Genomic DNA, 15,804 nt, shown 5'->3' on the forward strand with positions numbered 1-15,804 from the left:
CTCACTGCGCCAGCGTGATGTTGGCGTCCTTGATGATCTTGGCGTAGATCGCGGCGTCCGCGCGCAGCACCTTCTGGAACTCCTCGGGCTTGCCGCCCCCGACCTGCAGGCCCAGCGCCTCGATCTTGGCCGTCACATCGGGCAGGCGCAGGATCCGGTTGATCTCCTCCGACAGCTTCTGCACCACCGGCGCGGGGGTCCCGGCCGGCAGGAACACGCCGAACCAGCCGTAGGGATCGAAGGAGTGGTAGCCAAGCTCGACGAAGGTCGGCACATCCGGCAGCCCCGGCATGCGCTGCGTGCCGGTCACGGCCAGGGGCCGCATCGACTTCAGGTGCGGCCGGGCGCTGGCGCTGTCGATGAAGGCCGAGGCCAGCTGGCCGCCGACCAGGTTGGTGACCAGCGGCGCAGCGCCCTGGAAGGGCACGTGCACCAGGTCGATGCCGGCCTGCATGTTCAGCAGCGCACCCTGGATGTGGGCCGAGGTGCCGGCGCCGTAGCTGCCGAAGTTGTACTTGCCGGGGCTGGCCTTCACCATCGCGATGAAGTCCTTCAGGGTCTTGGCCGGCGAATCGAGCGGCACCGCGAGCAGGCTCGGGCTGCGCGCGATCATCGTGACCGGAGCGAGGTCCTTCAGCGGGTCGTAGGGCAGCTTGTCCATGAGCGAGGGCTGCTGGATCAGCGCCGTGATGCCGATCAGCACCGTGTAGCCGTCGGGCGGCGCCTTCACGACGGCCTGGTTGCCGATGGTGCCGCCGGCGCCGGGCCGGTTCTCCACCATCGCCGCCTGCCCCCAGGATTCCTGCAGCTTCTGCGCCACCGTGCGCGCCAGCGTGTCGGTGGCACCGCCGGCCGGGTACGGCACGATCAGCTTCAGCGGCTGGCTGGGGTAGCTCGTTTGCGCCAGCGCCGGAACGGCCAGCAGGCTGGCCAGTCCGGCCACCAGACAGAGTCTGCGGATCATCGATGTCTTCACGGGCTTGTCTCCTCAGGAAGGTTGCTGAAAGAAATCAACGCATCGCTTCTTGGCGACGTCGTTCATGCGGAATTCAAAGTGCTTCGGCGGTGCCGAGGATCGCGGTGGCCTGGCTCGACAGCATGCCGCCGTTGCCGTGCGCGAGCGCGGTGCGCACGCCCTCGACCTGCCGCTCGCCGGCCTCGCCGCGCAGTTGCCGCACCGCTTCGATCAGCGCGAAGATGCCGTACATGCCCGGGTGCACGCAGGACAGGCCACCGCCATTGGTGTTCACCGGCAGCCTGCCGCCGGGCGCGATGGCGCCGTCGGCCACGAAGCGGCCGGCCTCGCCCTTGGGGCAGAAGCCGAGGTCTTCGAGAAACAGCAGGGTGTTGATCGTGAAGGCGTCGTACAGCTGCACGACACCCATGTCCGCCGGCGCCAGCCCCGCCATCGCGAAGGCCTCGCGGCCCGACTGGCTGGCCGCGGTGACCGTGAGATCCGACATCGACGAGATCTGCCGGTTCCACACCGCCGTGGCGTTGCCGAGCACGTAGACCGGCTTCCGCGGCAGGTCCCGCGCGCGCTCGGCGCTCACCAGCACATAGGCGCCGCCGCCGTCCGTGACCAGGCAGCAGTCGCGCGCGGTCAGCGGATCGGAGACCATGCGGGCGGCCAGCACGTCCTCGCGCGTCAGCGGCTCGCGCATGAAGGCTTCGGGGTTGAGCCGGGCCCAGGCGCGCGCCGCCACCGCGACCTCGGCCAGCTGCTCGCGCGTGGTGCCGAACTCGTGCATGTGGCGCGAGGCGGCCAGCGCATAGGCCGACACCGGCAGCATCGGCTCGTAGGGATGCTCGTAGGGCTGCGGATCGAGGAAGCGGCGCGCCGCCACGATCTCGCGCCGGCCGAAGGCGGCGCTGCGCTGCGCGCTGCCGTAGCAGACCAGCACCGCGCCGCACTGCCCCGAGCGGATCGCCTGCATGGCCGGCAGCAGGTGCGCGATGAAGCTGCTGCCGCCCAGCATCGTGCCGTCGATGTAGCGCGGGTTCAGGCCCAGGTACTCGACCACCGGCAGGGTCCACATCGCGGCCGATGCGCTCGCGGTGCACAACCCGTCGATGTCCTTCATCGCCAGGCCGGCATCCGCCACGGCCGCGCGGGCCGAACGCGCCAGCAGCTCCATGTCGGTGAAGCCGGGCGCCTCGCCGCAGCCGAAGGTGGCGACGCCCGCGATGGCGGCGCTGCCGCGCAATGTCTTCAGTCCGGCGTTCATTCGGCGGCTCCGTCGACGGCGTCGAACAGCACCAGGCCGCGGCCGTCCTGCGACTGCACCCGGGCCTTGACGCGCTGGCCGATGCGCACCGCGTCGGGCGCGAGATTCTCGACCCGGCTCATGAGCCGCACGCCCTCGTCGAGCTCGACCAGGCTGAGGTTGAGATCGCCGCCTTCGGCGGGCTTGCGCCGCATCGTGGTCACGGCATGCACGGTGCCGAATCCGGCGGGCGCGACCCATTCGAGCGCCGTGCCGCCGCAATGCGGGCAGCTCTCGCGCGGGTAGTACACGTGGCGACTGCAATCGGCGCAGCGCTGGATCAGGAACCGGGCGGCGTCGAGCTCGCGCTGGTGGAAGGCCTGCACGCCGATGGCGGCCTCAGCGGGATTGCTGCTCATGCTGCCTGCTCCTTGTTCGCGGGCCACTGGAACGGCAGCGGCTGCTTGTCCAGAAAACGCTGCACGGCGTCACGGTGCTCGGCGCTGCCGAAGGCCAGCGCCTGCGCGTTGGCCTCGGCATCCAGCAGTCCGGCCAGCGCACCGGCATCGCCGGTGGCGCGCTTGACCAGGCTCACGGCCAGCGGCGACGCACCCGCGAAGCTCTCGGCCAGCGCCAGCGCGCGCGGCATCAGCCCGCCGGCCTCGTGCAGTTCCATCGCGATGCCCAGCTCGCGGGCCTCGACGGCACCGACCTCGCGCGCCGACAGCATCAGCTCGCGCGCGCGCTGGGCGCCGACCACGCGCGGCAGCAGGTAGAAGGCACCGCAGTCCGGCACCAGCCCCAGCTTGAGGAAGGACATGCAGAAGCGGGCGCGCGGCGTCGCGAGCACGAAGTCGGCCGCCAGCGCAAGGCTGAAGCCGGCCCCGTAGGCAGCGCCATCGACCGCCGCGATCACCGGCTTGTCCATCAGGATCAGGTCGCTGAACCAGCGCTGCGTGCTCTGCATGCGGGCACGCCAGCCGGCGTTGTCGAGCGCGGCGTCGGCGATGCCGCGCAGGTCGCCGCCGGAACAGAACTGGCCGTTGGCGCCGGTCAGCACCAGGGCGCGCACCCCGGCGTCGCCGCGCACCTGCGCGATGGCCTGCGCCAGCTCGTCGCGCAAGGCGGCGGTGAAGGCGTTGCGGTTGGCTGGCGTGTCCAGCGTCAGCACGGCGGTGCCGCCATGGCGCTCGAAGCGCAGCGTCGTGAATGGGTTCATGGATGTGGTTCCGTGGCGGCGGCGCGATGCGCGTCCTGCAACTCGCGCCAGAGGATCTTTCCGGTGCCGGACTTCGGCAGGCTGTCGAGGAACTCGACCACGCGCGGCGCCTTGTAGACCGCCATGCGCTCGCGGCACCAGGCCACGATGTCCTGTTCGGCCACACGCCCGCGCTGCTGCGGCTTCAGCACCACCAGCGCCTTGACGCTCTCGCCGCGCTTGCCGTCGGGCACCGCGATCACGCAGGCCTCGTGGATCGCCGGATGCTCGTACATCGCGTTCTCGACTTCGGTCGGCCAGACCTTGTAGCCGGAGGCGTTGATCATCCGCTTGAGGCGGTCGCGCAGGAAGAAGTAGCCGTCCTCGTCCATCGAGGCGAGGTCGCCGGTGCGGAAGAAGCGCAGGCCGCCGATCTCGACGAAGGCCTCGCGATCGGCCTGCGGATTGCGCCAGTAGCCCTTCATGAGCTGGGCTCCACGCGTGACGAGTTCGCCCGTTTCGCCGGGCGGCAGCGGCTCGAGGCTGACCGGGTCGACGATGCGTGAATCGACCCCCTGCGTCGGCATGCCCAGGCACTGGCGCTTGCCGCGCGCGAGCGGGTTGGCATGCAGGAAGGAGGCAGTCTCGGTCAGGCCATAGCCCTCGTTGTAGGCCAGGCCGTAGCGCTCCGACAGCATCGCCGAGACCGCTTCGGGCATCGCGGCGCCGCCGCCCGACAGCAGGGCCAGGCTCGACAGGTCGCGGCGTTGCGCCTCGGCATGCGAGAACAGGTCGATCACCATCGCCGGCGGCGCCGACCAGGCGCTGACCGCATGGCGCTCGATCAGCCGCGCCGCCAGCGCCGCATCCCAGCGCGGCATCATGACGGCCGTGGCGCCAAGGAAGATCGGCAGGTTCATGCCGTTCTGCAGGCCCAGCATGTGAAAGAGCGGCGCGACCGCCAGCGTCACGGTTTCGACGTGCAGCTGCTTCCAGACCGCCGAGGAGGCCAGCGAGGCCAGCAGCGTCGCATGCGTGTGCATGCAGCCCTTGGGATGGCCCGTGGTGCCGGAGGTGTAGGGCAGCACCGCCAGGTCGTCGGGCGACAGCGGCTGTACCGCCGGGGCGAGTGCCAGCGCGATCGCCTGCTCGAAGCCGTGCAGCGACGCCTGCCCAAGGCCTGCGCGCGGCGCAGTGACCCAGTCGGGCCATGCATCCTCGGCCGACGGCGAGCCGATGGCATCCGAGTAGGCATGGACGACGACCTGGCGCAGCTCGCCTTCGCGGTCGCCGAGCGCCAGGGCGGGCAGCAGGTCCTGCGCCGCAATGGCGACGCGGGCGCCGCTGTCGAGCGCGTAGTGGCGCACCTCCGCGGCCTTGCTCATGGGGTTCACCGGCACCACCACGGCACCGGCACGCAGGACGGCATGGAAGGCGACGACGAACTGCGGGCAGTTCTGGCTCGCGAGCAGCACGCGGTCGCCCGGCGCGACGCCCAGCCGCTGCTGCAGGTATGCGGCCAGAGCGTCGACGCGGCGGCGCAGCTCGGCATAGGTGGTGGTCGCGCCGCAGTAGACGATCGCCGGCTTGTCGGGGAAGCGGCGTGCCGCCGTGTCCAGGTATTCGGGCAGGGTCGCGCGCGGCACGCGCAGCTCGCGCGCCACGCCCTTGGGCCAGAAGCGAAAGTGCGGCGGCCGGGCGGCGCTCACTCTTGCCGCTCCAGCGCCCGGGCGATGATCTCCTTCATCACCTCGTTGGCTCCGCCGTAGATGCGGCCGACGCGCACATCGGCATAGAGCCGCGCGATCGGGTACTCGTTCATGAAGCCGTAGCCGCCGTACAGCTGCAGGCACTCGTCGACGATGCGGCAGCAGGTGTCGGTGGTCCACCACTTGGCCATCGCCGCGGTCGGCACGTCGAGCTGGCCGGCCATCAGGCGCGCGATGCAGTCGTCGACGAAGGCGCGCGCCACCTGCGACTGCGTCTCGCACTCCGCCAGCTTGAAGCGGGTGTTCTGCATCTTGAGCAGCGGCTCGCCGAACACCTGCCGGTCGCGCACGTAGGCCACGGTCTCGGCGATCGCGCGCTGCATGGTCGCGACCGCGCCGACCGCGATCAGCATGCGCTCGCGCGGCAGCTGCTGCATGAGCTGCGCGAAGCCGCGTCCCGGTTCGCCGCCGAGCAGGTTGTCGGCACCGACGTGCACGTCGTCGAAGAACAGCTCGGTGGTGTCCAGCGTCTTCTGGCCCATCTTGTCGAGCAGCGGGCCGCGCCGGAAGCCCGGCGTGCCCTCGGTCTCGACCATCAGCAGCGAGATGCCCTTCGATCCGCCCGCCGCATCCGTCCTGGCCGCGACGCAGACCAGCCCGGCATGCATGCCGTTGGTGATGAAGGTCTTGTTGCCCGTGATGCGCCAGTGGTCGCCGTCGCGCCGCGCCTGCGTCTTGATGCGCTGCAGGTCGGTGCCGGCGCCGGGCTCGGTCATCGCGATCGCCGCCACCAGTTCGCCGCTGGCCATGCGCGGCAGCCAGCGGCGCCTCTGCGCGTCGGTTCCGTAGGCCAGCAGGTAGTGGGCCACGATGCCGCTGTGCACGTTGTTGCTGAAGCCCTGTGCCATGGCGCGCATCTGTTCCTCGCAGATCACGGCCTCGTGCAGGAAGCTGCCGCCGCCACCACCGTATTCCTCGGGGATGCTGGCGCACAGCAGGCCGGCCGCGCCGGCCTGGGTCCAGATGTCGCGGTCCGCGTGGTGCTGGGCGCGCCAGCGCGTCTCGTTGGGAACGCACTCGCGCTCGAAGAAGCGGCGCGCGCTGTCGCGCAGCATCTCGAGCTCGGGCGTCATCCAGGCGCGGGTCGCATTCACGGCCGACCACCCCCGCAGACCAGCACCTGCCCGCTGACGTAGTTCGATTCCGGGATGCAGAACATGTAGACCGCCCCCGCCGCCTCCTGGGTCGTGCCGCCGCGGCCCAGCGGGATCAGGGCCTCGGCGTTCTTGAGGATCTGCGGGTTGACGCCGACCTTGATCTGCCGGCCCTCGATGTCGATGCTGGCGCCCGCGGCGGCATCCGCCTCGGTCAGCCGGGTCTTGATCAGGCCGAAGGCGACGCTGTTGACATTGACCTTGTAGCGGCCCCATTCCTTGGCCATCGCCTTGGTCAGGCCGTTGATGCCGGCCTTGGCGGCCGCGTAGTTGGCCTGCCCCGCGTTGCCGTACACGCCGGAGGTGGACGAGATGTTGACCACCTTGCGGAACACCTCCCGTCCCTCGTCGGCCTCGCGCCGGGCAGCATCGCGGATGAAGCCCGAGGCCGCGCGCAGGATCCTGAAGGGCGCGGTCAGGTGCACGGCCAGCATGGCCTCCCACTGCTCGTCGCTCATCTTCTGCACCACGTTGTCCCAGGTGTAGCCGGCGTTGTTGACGATGATGTCGAGGCCGCCGTAGCTCTCGACGGCCGTGCCCACGAAGCGGTCGGCGAAGCCGGCGTCGGTCACGCTGCCGGCGCAGGCGATGGCGCTGCCGCCCGCCGCCACAATTTCGGCGACCGTCTGCGCGGCCGGATCGGCATCGAGGTCGTTGATGACCACGCGGGCGCCATCGCTGGCCAGCTTGAGCGCGATCTCGCGCCCGATGCCACGGCCGGAGCCGGAGACGATGGCGACCTTGCCTTCGAGTTTGCGGTTCATGTCTTTCCTTTGTTCAGTTCCATGCGACGAGCGCCTCGCCCGTCAGCCTGGTGATGCCTTCACGGTTGGCTGTGGCGACATGCAGCTTCACGCAGCGTCGGCCTTCGTGTTCGAGCTTCTCGACGATCCTGCCGGTGCAGGTGATGCGTTCGCCCACATGCGTGATGGCGGCGAAGCGCAGGTCCAGCGAACGTATGGCGGATTGCGGCACCCACTGGGTGACGAGCCGGCCCAGCCATGCGGCCGACAGCATGCCGTGCGCGAACACATCGGGCAGGCCCGCGGAGCGCGCGAAGTCGGTGTCGACGTGGATCGGGTTGTGGTCGCCCGAGGCGCCGCAGTAGAGCGCGAGCGCGAGCCGGCTGATCTCCGGCAGTTCGAGCGCCGGGAGCATGTCGCCCGGCTGCAGGGCATCCCAGGCGGGAAGTGTGGTGGTGCTCATGGATTCGGTCTCAGCGGTGGCGCACCACGGTCACGCAGCGCAGTTCGGCCACCAGTTCTTCGCGCTGGTTGGTCACGCGGGTCTTGCGCACCACGAACTCCAGCGCGCCGTTCTTCTTGTCGTAGATGTCCTCGATGCGCTGCTGGTAGCTCAGCCTGTCGCCGGCATAGGCCATCGCGTGGTAGCTGAAGCCCTGCTCTCCGTGCAGCAGGCTGCGGTAGTCCATGCCCAGCAGTTCGCGGATCGCGGCGGGGTTCGGCGCCTCCATCTCGAGGCAGAACAGGAAGGTCGGCGGCACCGGCAGGGCCGGATGTCCGGCGGCGCGGGCGGCCGCCTCGTCGATGTAGACCGGGTCGGTCTGGCCGGTGGCCTTGGCGAAGAAGCGCAGGCGGCCCTTTTCGACTTCCACCTGGAACGGCGGCAGCGTGTGGCCGATGTGGCGGCGGTCGATCATCGCCTTCAGGCCGCCTGGTAGAGCGTGACGACGCAGGCGCCGCCGAGCCCCAGGTTGTGCTGCAGCGCGAGCCGCGCGCCTTCCACCTGGCGCTGCTCGGCCTGGCCGCGCAGCTGCCACACCAGTTCCGCGCATTGGGCGAGTCCGGTGGCGCCGAGCGGATGGCCCTTGGACAGCAGGCCGCCCGAGGGATTGGTCACGACCCGGCCGCCGTAGGTGTTATCGCCCTCGACGATGAAGCGTTCGGCCGTGCCCTCGGGCGTCAGGCCCAGCGCCTCGTAGGTGATCAGCTCGTTGGCGGTGAAGCAGTCGTGCAGTTCCACCACGTCGAGTTCCTCGGGGCCGATGCCGGCGGCCTCGTACACCTGAAGCGCTGCCGCGGCCGTCATGTCGTAGCCCACCACCTTGCGCATGTCCTTGCTCTCGAAGGTCGAGGCCGTGTCGGTCGCCATCGCCTGGGCCGCGATCACCACCCGCATGTCGAGGCCGTGCTTCTTCGCGAACTCGGCCGAGCAGACGATCGCGGCGGCGGCGCCGCAGGTGGGCGGACAGCACTGGAAACGCGTGAGCGGGTCGAACACCGGCGCCGAGGCCATCACCTCGTCGAGCGTCAGCGTCTGGCGGAACACCGCGAGCGGGTTGCGCGCCGCATGCTGGCGCGCCTTGACCGAGATGCGGCCGAAGGTGTCGCGGCGGATGCCGTACTGCGCCATGTAGTCGCGGCCGGCGCCGCCGAAGAACTGCGCCGCTCGCGGCGCGTCGGGCACGAAGCCCTGCTTCTCGGTCATCACCTCGGCGAAGCGGGCCATCGGCGACGGCCGGTCGTCGTAGGCGCCCTTGAGCGCGCCGGGCTGCATCTGCTCGAAGCCGAGCGCGATCGCGCATTCGGCCATCCCGCTCTCGACCGCCTGGCGTGCGAGGAACAGCGCGCTCGAGCCGGTGGAGCAGTTGTTGTTGAGGTTGAAGACCGGGATGCCGGTCAGGCCGACGCCGTAGATGGCCGCCTGGCCGGCCGTGGAGTCGCCGTAGACATAGCCCACGTAGGCTTGCTGGACGAGCGAATAGTCGACGCCGGCATCATCGAGCGCGAGCCGTGCGGCGCGCGCGCCCATCACGGTGTACGGATCGCTGGCGCCGGGCTTGGTGAAGGGGATCATGCCCACGCCGACCACGTGGACGGGGCGCTGCATACGCGTCATGGAAGCTCCTGGGGGACTGAGGACGATGAAGGCAAGTCTCGGGCGATGCACCGGCCCGGACAATCGCGGATCGGGCCAAAACGATTGGCCGAAACGTTCACGCGGGGTCGCGGTAGCGGAAGGTGCCCATCGCACGCGCCGCCACCTCGCCGCCTTGGTCGGTGACTGTGGCTTCGCAGAAGCACACCGAGCGGCCGCCGCCGGTGGCCCTGCCCGCGGCCTGCAGCCGCCCGCTGGCGGGCCGCATGAAGGCGATGTGCATGTCGACCGTGACCACCTCTCGCGCATAGGCGACGCGCGACAGCGCGGCATGCGCCATCGCGCTGTCGAGCAGGGTCATGAGCACGCCGCCATGGCCGCTGTCGTGGTTGTTCAGCAGCTCGGGGCGCAGTTCCACCGACACGGTGGATTCGCCGCCTTCGGCACGCTCCACCCTCAGGCCCAGGTGTTCCGAGAACGGAACGTGGCGCTGCGGCCCGCTGCGCGGCCTCGTCTCCGGCGCCGTGGCGAGGTGCCGGCTCATGCCTTCTCCCGCTGCGATGCGGCCGCTGCCGCCGTGAAGTCGCGCGGTCCGGTCAGGCCCAGGCCGCCATCGACGGGAATCACGGCGCCGGTGATGTACGAGCCCCAGTCGCTGGCCAGCAGCATCGCCATGCGGCTGATGTCCTCGATGCGACCCAGCCGCTTGAGCGGCACCCGCTCGGCCATCGCCTTCATCGTCTGGTCGGTGGGCGCGAGCCGCTTCAGCCCCTCGGTGTCGGCGATCGGTCCGGGAACGATCGAGTTGATGCGGATGCCCTGCGGCCCCCACTCCAGCGCCAGCACCCGCGTCAGCATGTCGACGCCCGCCTTGGCGGCACAGACATGCGCCTGGTAGGGCGTCGGGATGAAGGCCTGTCCGGCCGAGATCTGGATCACGCAGGCGCCGGGCTGGCGCAGGTGCGCATGGGCCAGCCGGGCGACGTTGAAGCTGCCCAGCAGGTCGATGTCGACCACCGTCTTGAAGGCATTGGGCGACATGTCGAGTGCACTGGCGAGGAAGTTGCCCGCCGCGCCCGAGACCAGCACGTCGATCGCTCCGAAGCGCTGCGCGGCCTGCGCGAAAGCCGCCTCGAGCGCCGCGGGCTGGCGCACGTCCGCGGGAATGCCCAGCGCCTCGGTGCCCAGCGCTGCGAGCTGCTGCGCCGCTGTCGCCACCTTGTCGGGCGACCGGCTCAGCACCGAGATGCGCGCGCCGGCGCGGGCAAAGGCCTGCGCGATGCCGAAGTTGATGCCGCTGGAGCCACCCGCCACGAACACGTGGCGGCCCTTGAAGTCGAAGGCGGAGAAGTCCATGGTCTTCACTCCGGCTTGAAGCCGAGCTCGGCCAGCATCTTCGCGTCGCGCTCGAACTGCGCCTTGGCATAGGCCGTGTAGGCGCTGCCGTCGATCCACTTGGCCTGCATGTCGAACTGGTCGAGCTGGTTCAGGTAGGCGGGGTCGGCCGCTGCCTTGCGGAAGGCGGCGGCGAGGCGCGCGCCGACCTTCGGGTCGAGGTTCTTCGGCGCGACGAGCCCGACCGGCGATTCGATCACCAGATCGTGGCCCAGCTCCTTCACCGTCGGGACCTCGGGGTAGCGCCTCAGGCGCTCGGCGGTGAAGGTCGCGAGCAGCCGCACCTTGCCGCCCTGCACCTGGGCGCCGAAGCCGGGGTCGCCGTAGACGTCGAGGTGGTGGCCGATCAGCGCCGTGAAGGCTTCGCTGCCGCCCTTGAACGGCACCATGTTGAAGGTGGTGCCGTTCAGGCGCGCGAGCCGTTCGCCGTAGATGCGGTTGATGCTGGTCGCGCCCACGGTGCCCCAGCTCAGCGCGCCGGGACGCTTCTTCGCCTCGGCGAGCAGCTCGTCCAGCGTCTTCCAGGGCGCGTCGGTGGCCACGGCGACGCCCGTGGCCATGCCGAACAGGCCCGCCAGGTAGGTGAAATCGCGCAACGGGTCCCAGCTGACCTTCTGGATCAGCGGCGCGCGGATCACGGAGTTGTGCATCACGGCGAGCGTGTAGCCGTCGGCCTCGCTCATCTGCGCCACCGTGCCCGGTCCGTTGATGCCGCCCGCGCCGGGCTTGTGCATCAGCACGATCGGCTGGCCCAGCTCGCGCGAGGCCGCTTCGGCCAGCGTGCGGAAGATCGGGTCGAAGGAGCCGCCCGGCGGGAACGGCATCACCAGCGTGATCGGCTTCGACGGGAACGGCTCGGCCGCGAGGGCGGGGCCCGACGCGGCCGCGGCGCCGAACGCGAGCAGCACGCCGATGGCGGCGCGCCGCCGCAGGGTTCGGAAGGATGGGTTCATGGCTGTCTCCTTGGTCTTCGATGAATGTTCAGTCGGCCGGCGGCAGCGGCAGGTAGCGGAAAGAGCCCTGCGCCTGCGCGACGACGCTCCCACCCGCATCGGTGACGCGGGCGCAGCACCAGGCGACGCTGTCGTCGTGCCGCAGCACCTCGCCATCCGCGGTGAGCGCGCCGCGACCCGGCTGCAGGAAGCTGGTGTTGAGGTTGAGCGTGACGGCGGTGCGCTCGAAGTCGAACAGCGACACGGCCGCGCTGGCCATCACGACGTCGAGCAGCGTGACCACCACGCCGCCGTGCAGCGCGCCGATGACATTGCCGAGTTCGGCCCGCTCGTCGATCACGAGGCGGGCGCGTCCCGCTGCGGAGAACTCGCGGCGCGCGCCCAGGAGCCGCATGAAGGGCACCCGGCCGAACACGTTGCGCCGCTCGTCGGCCGCCGCCGGCTTCATGCACGCACCCGGTCGCGCAGCAGGTTCTTGAGCACCTTGCCGGCGGCCGACATCGGGAGCTCGGGCACGAAGCTGATGCCGCGCGGACACTTGTAGCCCGCCAGGCGCTCGCGGCACCAGGCGCGCAGCTCGTCGACCGTGACCGAGGCGTCGCCGCCCCTCACCACGACCGCATGCACCGCCTCGCCCCAGCGCAGGTCCGGCACGCCGATCACGGCCGCGTTCGCGACTTGCGGATGGCTGCGCAGCGCGGCCTCCACCTCGGCGCAATAGACGTTCTCGCCGCCGCTGATGATCATGTCCTTGAGCCGGTCGACGATGAACAGGTGGCCGTCGGGCAGCATGCGGCCCGCGTCGCCGGTGCGGAACCAGCCATCGCGAAAGGCCGCCGCCGTGGCTTCGGGATTGCGCCAGTAGCCCTGCATCAGCATCGGCCCGCGCGCGAGCACCTCGCCCACTTCACCTCGCGGCAGTTCGCGGCCGCTCTCGTCGGCGACGATGATCTCCGCGCCCAGCCCCGCGCGGCCCACCGAGTTCAGCCGGCCCTGCATGTGCGCCCCGGGTCGGTGGTTCGACGGCAGGTTGATGCACACGGCGCCAGCTGTCTCGGTGAGCCCGTAGGCCTGGAAGAACTCGGCATGCGCCCAGGCGGCGAGCGCGCGATCGAGCAGGTCCGGCGGCATGGGCGCGGCGCCGAAGGCGATGCGGTCCAGGCTCTTCACGCGCTCGGGCGTGAACGCCGGATCGTCGAGCAGCGACTGCAGCATGCTCGGCACGACCATGATGTCGCTGATGCCGTGGGCCGCGATCGCCTCGATCACCGAGCCGGGCCGGAACTGCGACATCGTCACGCAGCTGCCGCCGACGATCGATTGCCCCACGAGGCGGCCGAGTCCGGCGACGTGGAACAGCGGCGCCACCAGCAGCGATACCGAGTCCGGCGCGTTGTTGAGTTCGGCGCCGCGCGTCATCGATGCGGACCAGAAGTTCGCGTGGCTCAGCATCACGCCCTTCGAGCGGCCCGTGGTGCCGCCCGTGTAGAGGATGGCCGCGAGCGCGTCGCCGCCGGTGCGCGTGTCGGGCAGCGCAGCCAGGCTCGCGCACTCCTGCTCGAACGCGGCGAGTTGCAGCGTGGCGGGCGCTCCTTCCGGCACCAGCGCCGCGAACGATTCGTCGACCAGCAGCAGCGAGGCTTCGCTGTCGTCCAGCGCGAAGGCCAGCTCGGGCGTGCTCCAGCGGATGTTGAGCGGACAGGCGATGGCACCGAGCCACCAGCAGGCAAGCATGGCGCGCACCAGCCGGTCGCTGTTGGGCGAGAGCAGCGCGACGCGATCGCCGCGCGCGATGCCGCGCCGGGCCAGCGCGGCCGCCTGCCGCGCGATGCCGTCCGCCAGCTGCGCATGCGTGTGGCGGCGCGTGCCGGTCTCGTCGACGTGCGTCAGCGCCGTCTTGTCGGGATTGCGCTGGAGCGCGCGATGCAGGCCTTGGGTCAGGTACATGCGCCACAGCTTAGGCCGCGACGCCCGCTGGACGAATGGCGGGAAGCGCCAAAGGGCTTGGCGGATCCGCTCAGCCCGGCGCTTCGGGGTTCAGCGCTCGGCGCCGTGCACCAGGCGGTACTCGCCCGGGGCCACGCCGGTCCACTGCTTGAAGGCGCGATGGAAGGTGCTGGCTTCCGAGAAGCCGACCCGGTTGGCGATGTCCAGCAGGGGCAGCGGCGTGTGCAGCAGGAATTCGATCGCGGCATCGCGGCGCAGCTCGTCCTTGATCTGCTGGAAGCCGCGGCCCTCGTCGCGCAGCCGGCGGCGCAGCGTCTGCGGCGTCACCGCCAGCGCCTCTCCCACTTCCTCGAGCGACGGCAACTCGTCGCCGAGCCGCTTGCGCAGCAGCCGGCGAATGCGCTCGGTGAGGCTGCTGGTGTCGCGGTACTTCACGATCAGGTTGGCCGGCGAGCCGGCCAGGAATTCGCCCAGGCTCTGCGGCGATTGCACCACCGGCAGGTCGAGCCAGCGCGCCTCGAAGGAGATGCCCACGTGCGGCATCCCGTAGCGCACGGGCACCTGGTAGACGCGCGAGATGTCGGTGATGGTGTGCTCGGCCGTGTAGTCGACCGCCAGCACCGGAATGCGCCGCGCCACCAGCCAGGAGAACGCATTGAAGGCGAGCAGCATGAAGGCCTTGATCGCGTAGTCGAGCCGCGCATCGGAGGCTCGCCGCAGCACGAACTGCACATGGGCGCTGCCGTCGACCACCGACAGCCGCGGCACGAAGTCCTTCAGCAGCAGGTGATACCAGGCGAAGCCTTCGCGCAGGGCTTCGCCCAGCGTGGCGCAGCGCACCAGGCGCCGCATGCACTGGCCGAAGCTGCCGGGTGGCAGCGGGTGGCTCAGAAGGCCCCAGAGTTCGTCGCGCAGTTCGCGTCGCAAGGCGCGGATCAGCAGCGCGTACTGGCGCTGCGAGATGCGCGCCAGCGGCGACTCGAGCAGCGAGGTGGCGATGCCGGCCCGTGCCAGCAGCGGGGCGGTGTCGAGGCCGCGGTGCCGCACCCCCATCAGGATGCCATGGACCTGCTGGATGGCGATGGTGTGGTGGGTGAGCGTCATCGAGGTGGCGGTGGCGGGCCGGCCGATTGTAGGCAGCGCCCGCTGCCGCCCGGACGGCCCTCAGCCAACGGCGCCGGCCTGGCGCAGCGCGGCCACCGCCGAGGCGTCGAACCCGGCCTGGCGCAGGATCTCGTCGGTGTGTTCGCCGGCGCTCGGCGCCGGCCGCGGCTCGGACGGCGCGAAGCCGGTCATCTTGACGGGGCAGCCCAATTGCAGGCTTGGCGCCGCATCGTCCACCCGCATGCCGCGCGCGCGGAAGTGCGCATGGTCCAGGGCTTCGTCGATGCGCAGCACCGGCGTCACGCAACCAACGCCGTCGTGGAACAGGCTGCGCCAGTGGGCGAGCGGCCGGGCGCCGAAGATCGCGGCCAGCTCCGCGCGCAGGGCCGCCTCGGTCGCCGGGTCGCCGCTGCGATGCAGCGCCACGAGGTCGGGGCGTTCCAGGAGGCGGCACAGGTCGTCCCAGAACTTCGGCTCCAGCGCACCGACCGCGACCTGCCGGCCGTCGGCCGTGCGATAGAAGCCATAGCAGGCGAGCGCACCCGTCAGCGGGCCCTGGCCGGCCAGCGGCACCTGGCCGTGCTGGTGCAGGCCGGCCAGCGGCAGCACCGCATGGGCCAGCACACCGTCGGCCATGGCGATGTCGACATGCCGTCCGCGGCCGCTGCGCGCGGCGTCGAACAGCGCGGCAAGAATCCCCGCCAGCGCCGTCAGGGTGCCGCCCATCAGGTCGGCCACCGGCAGGTTCGACAGCGCCGGGCCGGCGGCGTTGCCGATCTGGTCGGCCACGCCGGCCAGCGCCGCGTAGTTGAGGTCGTGCCCCGGCATGTCGCGCAGCGGCCCGGTCTGGCCGAAGCCGCTGATGCTGCAGTAGACGATGCGCGGGTTGACCGCCGCCACCGCCTCGTAGCCGACGCCCAGGCGCTGCATCACGCCGGGCCGGAAGCCTTCGACCAGCACGTCGGCCTCGCGGCACAGGCGAAGCAGCGTGGCGACGCCGTCGGCATGCTTGAGGTCGATGCGGATCGCCCGCTTGTTGCGGTTGACCAGCGCGCGCACCGCGTCGTTGGCGTAGTCGCCGGCACCGGTGTCCTCGATCTTGACGACGTCGGCGCCGAGGTCGGCCAGGTGCATGGCGCCGAGCGGTCCGGGCAGCAGCCGGGTCAGGTCGAGCACGCGCACGCCGGCGAGGGGTGCGCCGGAGGCTGCATGGGATTGGATTGAAGAGGTCATGGGCAG

At 70.8% G+C, this 15,804-nt stretch carries 17 protein-coding genes; all 17 read right to left on the reverse strand.

Translation table 11 applies throughout. From position 1 onward, the window contains the following. Nucleotide 1: 1 nt before the first annotated feature. A complete protein-coding gene (locus tag QTI45_RS25945; RefSeq protein ID WP_286656346.1) occupies nt 2-964 on the reverse strand; it encodes a Bug family tripartite tricarboxylate transporter substrate binding protein in 963 nt (320 codons plus the stop codon). A gap of 85 nt (nt 965-1,049) precedes the next feature. Next, nucleotides 1,050-2,228 carry a thiolase family protein gene (locus QTI45_RS25950; protein ID WP_286656347.1) on the reverse strand — a complete coding sequence of 393 codons (1,179 nt, stop codon included), beginning with the start codon at nt 2,226-2,228 and terminating at the stop codon, nt 1,050-1,052. Then, nucleotides 2,225-2,626 (reverse strand): Zn-ribbon domain-containing OB-fold protein, encoded by a 402-nt coding sequence (locus tag QTI45_RS25955; protein ID WP_286656348.1) that lies wholly within the window; start codon nt 2,624-2,626, stop codon nt 2,225-2,227. Before QTI45_RS25955 ends, QTI45_RS25950 begins: the two co-directional genes overlap by 4 nt. Further along, nucleotides 2,623-3,426 (reverse strand): enoyl-CoA hydratase/isomerase family protein, encoded by an 804-nt coding sequence (locus QTI45_RS25960; protein ID WP_286656349.1) that lies wholly within the window; start codon nt 3,424-3,426, stop codon nt 2,623-2,625. Before QTI45_RS25960 ends, QTI45_RS25955 begins: the two co-directional genes overlap by 4 nt. Then, nucleotides 3,423-5,114 (reverse strand): long-chain-fatty-acid--CoA ligase, encoded by a 1,692-nt coding sequence (locus tag QTI45_RS25965; protein ID WP_286656350.1) that lies wholly within the window; start codon nt 5,112-5,114, stop codon nt 3,423-3,425. Before QTI45_RS25965 ends, QTI45_RS25960 begins: the two co-directional genes overlap by 4 nt. Then, nucleotides 5,111-6,247 (reverse strand): acyl-CoA dehydrogenase family protein, encoded by a 1,137-nt coding sequence (locus QTI45_RS25970; RefSeq protein WP_286656445.1) that lies wholly within the window; start codon nt 6,245-6,247, stop codon nt 5,111-5,113. The genes QTI45_RS25965 and QTI45_RS25970 overlap by 4 nt, the downstream gene beginning before the upstream one ends. 17 nt (nt 6,248-6,264) lie before the next feature. Next, nucleotides 6,265-7,092 carry an SDR family NAD(P)-dependent oxidoreductase gene (locus QTI45_RS25975; RefSeq protein ID WP_286656351.1) on the reverse strand — a complete coding sequence of 276 codons (828 nt, stop codon included), beginning with the start codon at nt 7,090-7,092 and terminating at the stop codon, nt 6,265-6,267. A gap of 13 nt (nt 7,093-7,105) precedes the next feature. After that, on the reverse strand, nt 7,106-7,534 hold the full coding sequence (locus tag QTI45_RS25980; RefSeq protein ID WP_286656352.1) for a MaoC family dehydratase: 429 nt from the start codon (nt 7,532-7,534) through the stop codon (nt 7,106-7,108). Nucleotides 7,535-7,544: 10 nt separating this feature from the next. After that, nucleotides 7,545-7,988: a MaoC family dehydratase N-terminal domain-containing protein gene (locus tag QTI45_RS25985; protein WP_286656353.1), complete on the reverse strand. Its 444-nt coding sequence runs from the start codon at nt 7,986-7,988 to the stop codon at nt 7,545-7,547. Nucleotides 7,989-7,993: 5 nt separating this feature from the next. Continuing rightward, a complete protein-coding gene (locus QTI45_RS25990) occupies nt 7,994-9,178 on the reverse strand; it encodes a lipid-transfer protein (protein ID WP_286656446.1) in 1,185 nt (394 codons plus the stop codon). Nucleotides 9,179-9,284: 106 nt separating this feature from the next. Next, nucleotides 9,285-9,710, reverse strand: coding sequence for a PaaI family thioesterase (locus QTI45_RS25995; protein ID WP_286656354.1), 426 nt, complete (start codon nt 9,708-9,710; stop codon nt 9,285-9,287). Then, nucleotides 9,707-10,522: an SDR family oxidoreductase gene (locus QTI45_RS26000; RefSeq protein ID WP_286656355.1), complete on the reverse strand. Its 816-nt coding sequence runs from the start codon at nt 10,520-10,522 to the stop codon at nt 9,707-9,709. The genes QTI45_RS25995 and QTI45_RS26000 overlap by 4 nt, the downstream gene beginning before the upstream one ends. A gap of 5 nt (nt 10,523-10,527) precedes the next feature. Then, a complete protein-coding gene (locus QTI45_RS26005; RefSeq protein WP_286656356.1) occupies nt 10,528-11,514 on the reverse strand; it encodes a tripartite tricarboxylate transporter substrate binding protein in 987 nt (328 codons plus the stop codon). A 28-nt stretch (nt 11,515-11,542) separates the two neighbouring features. After that, nucleotides 11,543-11,962, reverse strand: a complete 420-nt coding sequence (locus tag QTI45_RS26010; RefSeq protein WP_286656357.1) for a PaaI family thioesterase — start codon at nt 11,960-11,962, stop codon at nt 11,543-11,545. Continuing rightward, a complete protein-coding gene (locus QTI45_RS26015; RefSeq protein WP_286656358.1) occupies nt 11,959-13,461 on the reverse strand; it encodes a class I adenylate-forming enzyme family protein in 1,503 nt (500 codons plus the stop codon). The genes QTI45_RS26010 and QTI45_RS26015 overlap by 4 nt, the downstream gene beginning before the upstream one ends. A 90-nt stretch (nt 13,462-13,551) precedes the next feature. Next, on the reverse strand, nt 13,552-14,565 hold the full coding sequence (locus QTI45_RS26020) for an AraC family transcriptional regulator (RefSeq protein WP_286656359.1): 1,014 nt from the start codon (nt 14,563-14,565) through the stop codon (nt 13,552-13,554). A gap of 60 nt (nt 14,566-14,625) precedes the next feature. Beyond that, nucleotides 14,626-15,798: a CaiB/BaiF CoA transferase family protein gene (locus QTI45_RS26025; RefSeq protein ID WP_286656360.1), complete on the reverse strand. Its 1,173-nt coding sequence runs from the start codon at nt 15,796-15,798 to the stop codon at nt 14,626-14,628. Nucleotides 15,799-15,804: the final 6 nt, after the last annotated feature.

It is taken from the genome of Variovorax saccharolyticus (genome assembly GCF_030316765.1).
GTDB classification, from domain to species: domain Bacteria; phylum Pseudomonadota; class Gammaproteobacteria; order Burkholderiales; family Burkholderiaceae_C; genus Variovorax; species Variovorax saccharolyticus.